Below are 12,749 nucleotides of genomic sequence, written 5' to 3'. Positions count from 1 at the left end.
ACTTTAAAACCTATGCCGAGCACGTATTTGAACTATCTGGTAGGTTAAAGGCAAACCTTGGGGTAAACGTAGCGATTCAGCTTTGGCCTGCATGGCCTGCCAATCTTGACGACCACGCAGCCGTGGAGTGAATTCTGAAGCACTCACTGTTGAACCTGAAACCCGAGTTGTTGAACTGGCGACATGTACAGAAGCCCCCACACCTTTAATTGAATAGAGTAGTGCCTTAAGAGTGTCAAAATACACTGTCATAGGGACGAGTTGCACTTCAAGTAATTGCCATGTATCGAGTTTAAATGCAGCCTTGAGTGCTTGCATCGTCGAAAAGTCATTCACTCTTAACCCTAATTCAGCTAATTGATTCAAACTCCCCTGCGCTACGAGGCTCAAATGACACTCACCGTTCGGCTTAAGTACCCGCGCCATTTCGGCTACCGCAGCAGGAAAATCAGCACACCATTGCAGGGCTAGATTAGAGTAAATAACATCCATGCAGCCATTGGTAAAAGGTAAACACTGCGCATCGGCACATACGCCGAGATAATCGGGATAAGACTGTTTTAGCTTTTGTAGCATGCCAAGGGCAATATCCACGGCAAATACAGTTGTGGATGGATTTTGCGTAGAGAGATCCGCTGGTTGAGAGACACTGTGGTACCCAGAAAAATCCGTCCCAGGGCCAGCCCCTATGTCTAACAGATAACCTGCTGCCAAAAACTCACTGAGTAAACTGGCAGCGCTCAGGCGTTGTAATTGATTATGATCTTGGTAACTATGGGCCGCTGCGGAAAAACGTTCAGCAATTTGAGTCCCGTGCACATTGGACACAGTCCCCGCGAGAACGCCCCCATAAGAAACGCCCGCATTAAGCTCACTCAGCTTAAGATCGCAAGAAATAAACTTGTTTGACTCATGAGCAGACGCACTACAGCTTGGATCACTAGACTTTATCAGGCTTGGCATTTTAACTAACACTCAACCATAAAAACTTAACATTCAATAAAATAACGCGATCTATAGGGTACATTTATCTGTACTCATCGGCAGATTCTCGTTCACTGACAAGCGGGATACCAACACGACTGAGCACTTGGGCTAATTGCTCAACACAAACAGCAATATCTTCAGGGCTATGGGTCGCCGTTAAGGTAATGCGTAACCGCGCCGACCCTACAGGCACCGTCGGTGGGCGAATCGCCCCAACCCAAATGCCCGCGGCTCTTAACGCTTCGGCGACTTGCAGGGTTTGCTGCGCATCGCCAATGATCAACGGCTGAATTGCGGTATCCGAACCTAAAAGGGGCACGGCAGCATCGAGGCATAACTGTTTGAATAGCGAAATATTCTCAAGCAGTTTCTGCTGTAACTCAGGATGTGCAGTGCAGTACCGAGTCGCGGCTAACGCTAATGCGGCATTAGCGGGCGATAAGGCGGTCGAATAAATATATTCGCGGGCATTACTGACCAAAAAGTCGATCAGCGCCTGACTCCCCAAAACCGCTGCGCCTTGGCAACCTAATGCCTTACCAAAGGTCACCACTTGCACATCGATAAGCTTGGCGGCTTTATCTCTTGCATCACTATCTTGATAGCCATCGAGCACCGCAAAACCATGGGCATCATCAGCAATCAACCAAGTATTCTGTTGACGACAAAGCGCCGATAACTGCGTGATCGGCGCACAATCCCCGTCCATGCTAAACACGCTTTCTGTGATTAACGCCGATGCGTGATTTCGAGTCAGAAGCCGCTCAGCGCTCTCAAGCGAATTATGTAAAAAACGTTTTAACTGCGCACCGCTGTCCTGCAAACCATCAATAATTGAGGCATGCACAAGTTTATCGGCAATCACAGTATCTTGCTGATCAAACAAGGTTTTCATTAACGCCGTATTGGCACTAAAGCCCGAGCAGAATAATAATCCCGCTTCATGCCCCGTTAAGGCGCAGAGTTCACGTTCAAGTGTGACATGCGCATCACTGTACCCTGTCACTAAGGGCGATGCGCCGCTACCCACACCGTAGGTCTGCGCGCCAAGGTGCAGCGCTTCAACCAACTCAGGAACGCGGGATAAGCCTAAATAATCATTACTGCTAAAATTAACATAGGATCGCCCTTCGAACACAAAGCGCGGGCTCGAAGTGGGTGCGTTAACATCAAAGCTGTGATCAACACTCAGCATTTTACGTTGCCGTAATAAACCTTGCTCACGTAAGGCTTGCTGACGGTCGGCAATTTTCATCTCGAGCAGAGAACTCATCGATTTAGCCTCAAGAATGATTGTCTTAAAAATGCTTGCTTGAAAAATGGAGTGCGGCCAATAAAGCTATCGGCCGCAATCAAAATAGGCTGCAGCCAACAAGGTTTACAGGCTATTCGACCTGTTTGTCGGACAACATGCACTCAGTGGTATTACAAAGCAGCCGCGTCATAGAATTGTGCCGATGACTTATCTTGATAGGCCGCCGCTTTGGCTAAAACAGCACTTTCTTCTTCCAGTTTTGCCGCGGCGCCCTGCTCGGGACGTAAGCCTAAACGTCGAAATAGCCCCATATCATCGCTTTCTTCTGGGTTTGGTGTGGTCAGCAATTTACAACCATAGAAAATCGAGTTAGCGCCAGCAAAGAAACACATGGCCTGCAGCTCATCACTCATATTTTCGCGGCCTGCCGATAACCGCACGCGGGAAAGCGGCATTAAGATACGCGCCACGGCGATAGTACGAACAAATTCGAGTGGGTCGAGGTCGTCAAGCTTCTCAAACGGCGTACCGGCCACTTTGACTAACATATTGATTGGTACTGAATCAGGATGCTGCGGTAAATTAGCCAGCTGTTGTAGTAAGCCTGCGCGATCCGTCGCCTTTTCACCCATGCCGACAATCCCGCCCGAGCACACTTTCATGCCAGAAGCGCGCACATGTGTCAGTGTATCTAAACGATTTTGATAGGTACGTGTCGTGATCACATCGCCGTAATATTCAGGCGAAGTATCTAAATTATGGTTGTAATAATCTAAGCCAGCACTGGCTAAATCATTCGCTTGATCTTCAGAAAGCATGCCAAGCGTCATACAGGTTTCCATACCTAAGGCTTTAACTTCTTGCACCATTTGTTTAAGGTACGGCATGTCTTTTTCTTTTGGATTACGCCAAGCAGCGCCCATACAGAAACGAGAAGCCCCCGCGGCCTTAGCGCTGCGCGCTTCGGTCAGCACAGTTTCCATTGCCAGCAAATGCTCTTTTTCTAGACCTGTGTCATAACGGGCGCTCTGTGGGCAATATTTACAATCCTCAGGGCAAGCACCGGTTTTAATTGATAATAAACGGCTAATTTGCACTTCATTAGGATCGTATACCTCACGGTGAATGCTGTGGGCTTTAAATAACAAATCATTCATCGGCAGCGCAAATAAGGCTTCGATTTCTTCCCGCTTCCAATCATGACGAACTTGCAACTGCGACATTGAACACCCTTTTTATTCTGTTTTTTATCTTGGCTAGGATAACCTCAGCCCTTAAACTGTCAACGCCAACCAGTGAACCCAGTTTACTAATGGCTACTTTATCACCAAAAAAGTGAGCATTTATGCGCAATTTACTCGATTTTGACTTTGATAGCGCCCATATTTGGCATCCTTACACCTCAATGACCCGATCTCTTCCTGTTTTTGGTGTACATAGTGCAAAGGGCTGCGAGCTTGAACTGGTCGATGGCCGCAAGTTGGTCGATGGGACTAGCTCGTGGTGGGCCTGTGTGCACGGTTATGCACATCCCAAGATATTAACCGCGATGGAAAAACAGTTGCATCAACTGAGCCATGTGATGTTTGGCGGTATCACCCATGAACCCGCCATTGAACTGTGTAAAAAACTTATCGCTATGACCTGCGAACCGCTGACAAAGGTCTTTTTGTGCGACTCTGGATCTATCTCAGTCGAAGTGGCAATTAAAATGGCGCTGCAATATTGGCAAGGTCAGAGTTGGCAAGGGCAAAGTATACATGGAGAAGAGCGACCGCTAAAACAACGCATTCTTACCGTTAAGAGGGGTTACCACGGCGATACCTTTGCCGCGATGAGCGTATGCGATCCCGAAGGCGGCATGCACACTATGTTTGGCGATGCAGTAACCAAGCAATCATTTGTGCCCGCGCCACAAACCGCCTTTGGCGAAGCCTTACAAGCCGATGATTTAACCGCAATGCGCGACATATTAAGCATTAATCACCATGAGATTGCCGCTGTGATTATAGAGCCGATAATGCAAGGCGCTGGCGGTATGCGTTTCTACAGCGCAGATTATTTAACGGGTCTTCGTGCCCTATGTGATGAATTTGATGTCCTGCTGATCTTAGATGAAATAGCCACTGGCTTTGGTCGGACAGGCAAGCTTTTTGCTTATGAACACGCCAATATTACCCCTGATATCTTATGTTTAGGCAAAGCGCTGACTGGCGGTTATATCAGCCTAGCGGCAACGCTATGTACCGATAAAGTTGCCCAAGGAATCAGCCAATCTCCTGCGGGCGTGTTTATGCATGGTCCGACATTTATGGGCAACCCGCTGGCCTGCGCGGCGGCGTGTGCAAGCTTAGACATAATTAACCGTAATGAATGGCAAGCGCAAGTGGCCGCTATCGAGCAGCAAATGCGCGTTGAACTTAACGATGCGATTGACTTACCAAGCGTAAAAGATGTGCGCGTGCTCGGCGCTGTCGGCGTGTTAGAGATGCACGAACCCGTCAATACCGCTGAGTTACAGCAGCAATTTGTCGATTTAGGCGTCTGGGTGCGTCCCTTCGCCAACCTTATCTATATCATGCCGCCCTATATCATTAGCTCAGCACAATTAAGCCAACTCACCAGTGCGATGAAGCAAGTCGCAGCAGGTATTAGCGCGGTATCAAAAAGTCTTGAGCCGCAGCTTATCAGCCACGGTTAATGCTTTAGCGCTTGACCATCTTTTAGCTTAACGCTCTTTCAACTCAATAAGCCTTCAACTTACATAGGCTCTCAAATAAACGAACCCCTGCGCACTGTGCGCTAGGGGTTCGAACTGCCTGGCTTATATCAGTACTCAGCAGCCCCTTCCCTTGTTCGAATCTCGCATCCTCTCGATAGATAAACGCGCTAAGGTTGCAATTGCAATATTGCTCACAATTTCCATTAAAACCCTGTAATTTAGTGCATTTATTTAATCCGCCAACTGGAAATTTTATCAAAGCCAACGATGCTTATATCACTCACTTTACACAACATATCTTTCGCCAAAAGCTGACAACAACTTGAGCAGAGGGAATGGCTTAAATCGCTACACAAAGAAAAGGAGATCAAATGTTCAAACTCGCTGACATCCCCGTTAATCGAAAACTCGCACTACAGCTCATTATCGCCCTCGCAGGTGCCTTAATTTTACTCACTATTTCCGTCACAGCCCTCAAGCACAACCTGATGGCAGAGCGTGAAGCACGACTTAATGCCGTATTATCCCTCGCCAGTAGCCGTATCCAAGCGTTGTAGCAATCGCTGCCCCTAGAGCAGGCACAGCAAGCCGCTAAAGACATGTTGAACGACATGCGTTTTGATGGTGATAACTACTTGTTTGTGATTGATGAATCGAGGCACATTATCGTTCATCCCATCAAAAAAGAACTGGTTGGCCAACAAATGGGTAATCGAGGCGAAGAGAATTATTGGTTCGAAATGGTCGAACTCGGCCGTGATGGCAAACAAGGATTAGTCGAATACCGCTGGACGACGGCGAATGGCAAATCAGCGCAGAAAATCTCACTTGTCATCGGATTTAAACCTTGGGGCTGGATCTTAGGCTCAGGTATGTTACTCCAAGATATCGAAGCCACCATTTGGAATGAATACCTCACCATGGGAGGCATTACATTTGTCATTATTGTGCTTATGGCTTGGCTAGGTTATGCCATTAGCCGCTCTATTACTCAGCCATTGGATGATGTGAATCTGGCTATGCTCGCCATCACAAAAGGTGATTTAACGACTCAGCTAAAAATCTATGGTAAAGATGAACTTGGCATCTTAGCCCACAATATAAACCAAAGCATAGACTCCATTCGTAGCACTTTACTTCAAGCGAGTCATAGCGCTGACAATGTTGCACAGGCCTCGGCTCGGATCGCCTCAACTGCAGAGGAAACTAATCAAGCGGTAAATAATCAGCGGGATCAACTCGCCCAACTTGCCACCGCCATGAATGAAATGAGCGCCACTATCGCCGATGTCGCGAATAATGCGGAGAGCACAGCCAAAGATACCAAAGAAGCCACTTGGGAAGCTGGCCTTGGCGACCAAGATGTTCACGCCAGCGTAGATGGTATTCATGCTCTTGCCAAAGAAGTGGAGCAAGCGACGGATCAAGTGAATATGCTTAAAGAGGAAGTCATGCAGATCAGCGAGGTCACCTCTGTGATCAGCGCGATTTCAGACCAAACCAACTTGCTGGCACTGAATGCCGCCATTGAAGCCGCCCGCGCTGGCGAACAAGGGCGAGGGTTCGCTGTAGTCGCCGATGAAGTGAGGCAACTCGCCAGTCGCACTAGGCAATCGACCGAAGAAATTCAAAACACGATTTCATTATTGCAACAACGGGCCGTGAGCGCCGCTAAGGCAATGGATGCAAGCCGTGCACTGGCAGAAAACAGTGTGAGTCAATCAGCAAAAGCGGGTAAGGATTTATCGCTTATCGTTGCTCATATAAAACATGTGAGTGACATGGCAACCCATATCGCCACCGCCGCAGAAGAACAAAGTGTGGTCGCAGAAGACATGAACAGAAACGTGTGCGGGATTAATAACTCAGCGCTCGAAGTCTCTGAATCGGCAACTTATTTGGCTCAAGAAAGTGAAAGTTTGGCCGAATTATCACTGAATTTAAACAATAAACTGGCCGTATTCAAACTCTAGTCATGTATTTAGTTACACCCACAAACCTGTGCCAAACCGTTTAGCCAAGATAAGCCGCATAAAAAACTGCGCGATTATCTTGGCATTTCGTTAAACGTGCCGACGTCACTAAACTCATGTTACCGAACACGTATACCAAGCTTATTTTACCAAGCTAGAAATCAAGGCACGTAGCGCGGCAGGTTTTATCATTTTCGCCATATAGTGATAGCCGCGGCGTTGCACATCTTCCACCAGTTCTTTGCGAGTATTGGCGGTAATCAAAATGCCGGGTAAGTCTTTGCCATATAGGGCACGAATACCATCCATCGCATCGACGCCATTTTGGCCATCATCTAAATGGTAATCCGCGAGCACAATATCAGGCGCGACGCCTTTCAGTCCTAGTTTAATGCGTGCATCAGATAAATCTTTTGCACAGATAACCTCACACTGCCAGCGGCTTAATAAGCTTTCTAATCCAGCTAAAATGGCCTCTTCGTTGTCGATACACAACACTTTGATACCCGATAACGGCTGCAGCAGCGACGGCAACGCTTTCACTTGTGGTTGACGCACAGTTTCTCCAAGCGGAACACAAATGGAGAAGACCGAGCCGCGCCCTAAATGGGACGAAACCTGAATACCGTGTTCTAACACTTTACTGATGCGATCAGCAATCGCCAGACCTAAGCCCAAGCCGCTAACATTGTTGCTCTTAGGATTATTCAACCGCTTAAATTCTTTGAAAATTTCTTGGGTTTCTTTTTCATCAATACCACAACCCGTGTCTAACACTTGGATTTCAAGGTAATGACCTCGATGACGGCAACCAAATAACACTCTGCCACCGCGAGCATAACGGTAGGCATTGGTTAAAAAATTTTGCAGGACACGCCGTAACAGCGAAGGATCAGAATTAACGGTTGCGCTGCATGGGACCATCTTAAAACGAATTTGGTTGTCCGCTGCCATCGCTTCAAATTCCACCGATAACCCATTGATCAGTTCTGAAATCGCAAAGTCACGGCGATTAACATCCACCATACCTGAGTCGAGTTTAGAAATATCCAATAGGTCGGTGAGCAATTCGCCGGCAATTTTTAGCGAGCTATTCACATGGGATAAGGTGGTTCTGGCCTCACGATCTAGATTGGGATACTGAGATAACGACGCAGTGAACAGTCGCGCAGCATTAAGTGGCTGCATTAAATCATGGCCGACGGCGGCCAAGAAGCGACTCTTAGAAGCGTTGGCAATTTCTTCCTGCGCTTTAGCCTCCAGTAACTCACTGTTCAACATGGCTAATTCATAGGTACGTTCGTTAACGCGACTTTCTAAGGTTTCATTGGCCTCGAGCAGCGCGCGCTCCTGTTCGCGATACTGAGTAATGTCGGTAAAGGTCATCACAAAGCCGCCATCTGGCATAGGATTTCCCTGAATTTTTATCACTTTACCGTCCCTGCGATGGCGCTCAGAAGTGTGCGGCGTGCCATTACGCATATGCTGCACCCGCTGCTCAACCTGCTGTTCTATTTCCCCTTCACCACAATAACCCCGCGCCGCATTAAAGCGGATCACTTCACTGATGGGCATGCCCTGCTGCAAAAATCCCTCGGGATATTGATACAGCTCCACATATTTGTAATTCCATGCCACAAGATTGAGATCGTTATCGATAACACTCATGCCTTCATAGGCGTGTTCAATCGCGCCGCGCAACATGTCTTGGCTGAGCATGATTTTCGATGAAGCTTCATCGACCAGACTAAAGACTTCATCCAGCGCTAAATCGCGCCCTTGCAGCACAGAATCCATCACTAGCGCTGCGCTTGAAGCGCCAAGCACCCCCGCCAATAAACGTTCAGTGTGGGAAATCAACTCCGGCGGCGCCGCTTTATGCCAACTATCACTTTTTACCGCATCAATCGAGAAACGGCTAAAACTCTCATAGGCGCGCGTTGGGCTAACGAAGCGACTCGCCAGTATCAGTAAATCTTGCTGTGAAATCGGACCATTTTTCTTATTGGCGCTGTTTTTCAATTTGCCAGGACTCACAAAAGCACTGGCCTGAATACGCTCAGCCACACCTGCTCTAAACCAAATAGAACCCAATATATAACAGGCGATATTGGCAAAAAGAGCCGTCAGCGCATCACGCACATTGGGCGTTATCGCATCTAGTAGGCCTTTCTCGCTCGCAACGCCAGACAAGAACACCGATGAGCTTTGCACATCTGTCATGCCCTGCAACATGATGTAGAACCACAACGTAAAGCCCACGCCGAGCCCTAAAAATACCCCAGCACGATTGCCGTGTTTCCAATAGAGTCCACCGACTAAAGCTGGCGCAAGTTGGGCAAAAGCCCCAAAAGACAACATACCTAAATGGGACAAGGAATCACTGTCTGATAATGCCAAATAGCTGCCATAGCCTAAGCCCAGAATAATCACGATGGCTAAGCGACGGGCATTAAGTAACAGGTGCGAGAACTGACTGAAGTTTTTCTCGCGGATATGACCCGTGCGCAGCATCACTGGCACCAGCCATTCATTACTTACCATCACACTGATAGTCACTACAGCAACAATGACCATACCCGTTGCCGCAGATAAGGTGCCCAGCAAAGCAATAACAGCCAACAAGGGTTGATCTAACGCCAGCGGTAAATTAATCACATAGGTATCGGCCGACACTGAATCGCCGAGGATGATCTTCCCCGCCAAGGCAAGCGGTCCAACGAATAAACCGAAAAGCGCTAAATAGATGGGAAACAGCCAACGCCCCTTTGACAACACGGACTCATCGGCGCATTCCACCACCATTACATGGAACTGCCTTGGCATACATAAAAAGGCCGCCATTCCGACGAGTAACTCAGGCATTAAAGCTTCAATACGTGGATTGGGATAATTAATTAGTGACTGCGCATTGGCCTGCTGCCAAATATCCCCAAAACCATCGAACACTCCGAAACTGATGACGATGCCGACCAACAAAAATGCGGCAAGTTTCACCAGAGACTCAAAGGCAATCGCGAGCATCATGCCGGGATTATGCTCAGTCGCATCGAGTTTACGAGTACCAAATAAAATGGCAAATATGGCTAACAGCGAAGTGATCAGTAACGGAATTGTCACGCCATCGAGGGGATCGTCAGCGGGTTGAAACAAATTAAGACTGAACACCATCGCCTTAAGCTGCAGGGCGATATAGGGCATGATGCCAAACAAGGCAATTAAGGTGACTAAGGCGGCTAAGGTTTGAGATTTGCCATAACGGGCGGCAATAAAGTCGGCCACGGAAGTGATATTTTGCGCCTTAGACACTAATACCATCTTGCGTAACATGCCAAAACCTAAAGTAAAAATCAGAATAGGGCCGATAAAAATCGGTAAGAAAGACCAAAAATCCTTAGCCGATTGCCCAACTGTGCCTAAAAAACTCCACGAGGAGCAATAAACCGCTAAGCTCAGACCATAGATAACGACCTGAAGCTTTTTAGTGATCTGAGTAAACCAACGCTCCGCCCCCCAAGCCAATAGGAATAAAAGCGAGACATAACAGACGGCAATAACAGCAACGACTAAGGTTAAATTCATACTTTGCTCTTTTTTCTGATTATTGTGCGATAAAACCTGCCTAAAATCTAGCCGGATTTTTAATGCAACAGACTAAATATAAAGGAAAATTTAACACTAGACCAAGGTCTAATGGAGTTGCCGCCCCCTTGCATACCATACTCAGTCCACGCAATTTTTCAAAAGGGAAGCCCTATGAGCTCGCAGTCTCTCTACAAAGTCTCCGGCAATATCGCTGCCAATGCACTTGTAAACAACGATAAATATAAAACAATGTACCAAGAGTCGATTGTCAATCCTGAAGGTTTCTGGAGAGAACACGGCAAGCGTATTGATTGGATTAAACCCTATACCAAAATTAAAAAAACCTCTTTTGATGACCATAACTTATCGATCAATTGGTTTTACGATGGCACCCTGAATGCTTCAGCCAACTGTTTAGACCGTCACTTAGCCGAGCACAGTGATCGCGTGGCGATTATTTGGGAAGGCGATAACGCCAGCGAACAACGCAAAATCACCTACGGTGAATTACATGCAGATGTGTGTAAGTTTGCCAACGCACTGCGCAGCCAAGGCGTGCGCCGCGGGGATATAGTCACAATTTACATGCCTATGGTGCCAGAAGCCGCAGTCGCTATGCTTGCCTGTGCCCGTATCGGCGCTGTGCACTCTGTGGTCTTCGGTGGTTTCTCACCGGATTCAATCGCCTCTCGCGTCATTGACGGAAAATCCAAAGTCATTATTACCTCAGATGAAGGTATGCGCGGTGGCCGTGCAATTCCATTAAAGCGCAACATCGATGATGCCTTAAAGCACCCTGATGTCACTACCGTTGAGAAAGTCATCGTACTTAAACGCACGGGCGGCAAAGTGGATTGGGTAGAAAGCCGTGATGTGTGGTGGCACTCACTGATGGAAACCGCATCTGAGTACTGTCAACCAGAGGAAATGGACGCCGAAGCGCCATTATTCCTGCTGTATACCTCAGGTTCAACCGGTAATCCCAAGGGCGTATTGCACACCACTGGCGGCTACATGGTTTATGCATCTATGACCCATGAATATGTGTTCGACTACAAAGCGGGTGAAGTGTACTGGTGTACCGCGGATGTGGGTTGGATCACTGGCCACTCTTACATGGTTTACGGCCCGCTCGCCAATGGTGCGACTGTGCTTATCCATGAAGGTGTACCAAATCATCCAAGCCCTGCCCGTTTAGGCGAAATGATTGACCGCCATAAAGTGAACATTCTATATACAGCGCCAACCTTAATTCGCGCGCTGATGGCCGAAGGTAAACAACACTTCGATAAGTTCGATGGTAGTAGCTTGAGGATCATGGGCTCGGTAGGTGAACCTATCAACCCAGAAGCGTGGCGTTGGTACCATGAGGTCATAGGTCATGAGCATTGCCCTATCGTCGATACTTGGTGGCAAACTGAAACGGGCGGTATTTTGATCACCCCACTGCCAGGCGCGACCGATACTAAACCCGGCTCAGCTACCCGCCCGTTCTTTGGCGTTCAACCCGCCTTAGTGGATAACATGGGGAATATTTTAGAAGGTGAGAACGAAGGTAACTTAGTGTTACTCGATTCTTGGCCGGGCCAAATGCGTACTGTGTATGGCGACCATGAACGATTTGTACTGACCTACTTTAAAACCTTCCGTGGCATGTATTTTACCGGTGACGGCGCACGCCGCGATGAAGATGGCTACTACTGGATCACTGGCCGCGTCGATGACGTGATCAACGTGTCCGGCCACAGATTAGGTACAGCAGAGGTTGAAAGTGCGCTGGTATCACATGAACTGGTTGCAGAAGCTGCAGTAGTTGGCTACCCACATGATATTAAAGGCCAAGGTATTTATGCGTACGTCACGCTAACCCGTGGTACTGAAGAAACCGAAGAGCTACGTCAAGAGCTGCGTCAATGGGTTCGTAAAGAAATTGGTGCGCTAGCCACCCCAGATCTCATCCAATGGGCGACGGGCTTACCTAAGACACGTTCGGGCAAGATTATGCGCCGCTTCCTGCGTAAGATTGCCGCTAACGAAGTGACCAACTTAGGGGATGCATCAACCTTGGCCGATCCAGCTGTGATCGAGACCTTGATTGAATCACGCTTAAATCGTACTGAGTAATATCCGAGTTAAGAATAACGTCCACAACGCTTAGTCTATGCCCAATAGGCTAAGCGTAACCTGAACCTCCCTTTTTAAACCTCAGGTTAAAAGTGAACCCTGT

General features: G+C 47.9%; 6 protein-coding genes and 1 pseudogene. 3 read left to right on the top strand and 4 right to left on the bottom strand.

The window, feature by feature from the left end:
* Positions 1–3: 3 nt before the first annotated feature.
* The 3 genes from L5M17_RS00990 to bioB form a co-directional block, all read right to left on the bottom strand.
* Positions 4–963 carry a methyltransferase domain-containing protein gene (locus tag L5M17_RS00990; protein ID WP_263144588.1) on the bottom strand — a complete coding sequence of 320 codons (960 nt, stop codon included), beginning with the start codon at positions 961–963 and terminating at the stop codon, positions 4–6.
* A gap of 64 nt (positions 964–1,027) precedes the next feature.
* Positions 1,028–2,260, bottom strand: a complete 1,233-nt coding sequence (locus L5M17_RS00985) for an aminotransferase class I/II-fold pyridoxal phosphate-dependent enzyme (protein ID WP_263144584.1) — start codon at positions 2,258–2,260, stop codon at positions 1,028–1,030.
* Positions 2,261–2,412: 152 nt separating this feature from the next.
* Entirely contained in the window at positions 2,413–3,465 is a 1,053-nt protein-coding gene (gene bioB, locus L5M17_RS00980; protein WP_263144582.1) for a biotin synthase BioB, read from the bottom strand.
* A gap of 122 nt (positions 3,466–3,587) precedes the next feature.
* Here bioB and bioA point away from each other — a divergent pair, with 122 nt between their 5' ends.
* Both bioA and L5M17_RS00965 read left to right on the top strand, forming a co-directional pair.
* Positions 3,588–4,943, top strand: coding sequence for an adenosylmethionine--8-amino-7-oxononanoate transaminase (gene bioA / locus L5M17_RS00975; RefSeq protein WP_263144580.1), 1,356 nt, complete (start codon positions 3,588–3,590; stop codon positions 4,941–4,943).
* Between the two features lie 392 nt (positions 4,944–5,335).
* Positions 5,336–6,937 (top strand): annotated as a pseudogene (locus tag L5M17_RS00965) (methyl-accepting chemotaxis protein).
* Positions 6,938–7,078: 141 nt separating this feature from the next.
* Here L5M17_RS00965 and L5M17_RS00960 read toward each other — a convergent pair.
* Positions 7,079–10,519, bottom strand: a complete 3,441-nt coding sequence (locus tag L5M17_RS00960; RefSeq protein WP_263144577.1) for a PAS domain-containing hybrid sensor histidine kinase/response regulator — start codon at positions 10,517–10,519, stop codon at positions 7,079–7,081.
* A 174-nt stretch (positions 10,520–10,693) separates the two neighbouring features.
* Between L5M17_RS00960 and acs the strand changes: the two genes are divergently transcribed.
* A complete protein-coding gene (gene acs / locus L5M17_RS00955) occupies positions 10,694–12,646 on the top strand; it encodes an acetate--CoA ligase (RefSeq protein ID WP_263144575.1) in 1,953 nt (650 codons plus the stop codon).
* The last annotated feature ends 103 nt before the right edge of the window (positions 12,647–12,749 follow it).

It is taken from the genome of Shewanella sp. SW24, assembly GCF_025653395.1.
Taxonomy (GTDB): Bacteria; Pseudomonadota; Gammaproteobacteria; order Enterobacterales; family Shewanellaceae; genus Shewanella; species Shewanella oncorhynchi.
This window is presented reverse-complemented; position numbering and strand designations above follow the sequence as displayed.

What these genes read in the sequence shown, in the direction of transcription:
- acs (WP_263144575.1), top strand. Translation starts at nt 10,694, where the DNA reads ATGAGCTCGCAGTCTCTCTACAAAGTCTCCGGCAATATCGCTGCCAAT.
- L5M17_RS00960 (WP_263144577.1), bottom strand. Translation starts at nt 10,519, where the DNA reads ATGAATTTAACCTTAGTCGTTGCTGTTATTGCCGTCTGTTATGTCTCG.
- L5M17_RS00990 (WP_263144588.1), bottom strand. Translation starts at nt 963, where the DNA reads ATGCCAAGCCTGATAAAGTCTAGTGATCCAAGCTGTAGTGCGTCTGCT.
- bioA (WP_263144580.1), top strand. Translation starts at nt 3,588, where the DNA reads ATGCGCAATTTACTCGATTTTGACTTTGATAGCGCCCATATTTGGCAT.
- L5M17_RS00985 (WP_263144584.1), bottom strand. Translation starts at nt 2,260, where the DNA reads ATGAGTTCTCTGCTCGAGATGAAAATTGCCGACCGTCAGCAAGCCTTA.
- bioB (WP_263144582.1), bottom strand. Translation starts at nt 3,465, where the DNA reads ATGTCGCAGTTGCAAGTTCGTCATGATTGGAAGCGGGAAGAAATCGAA.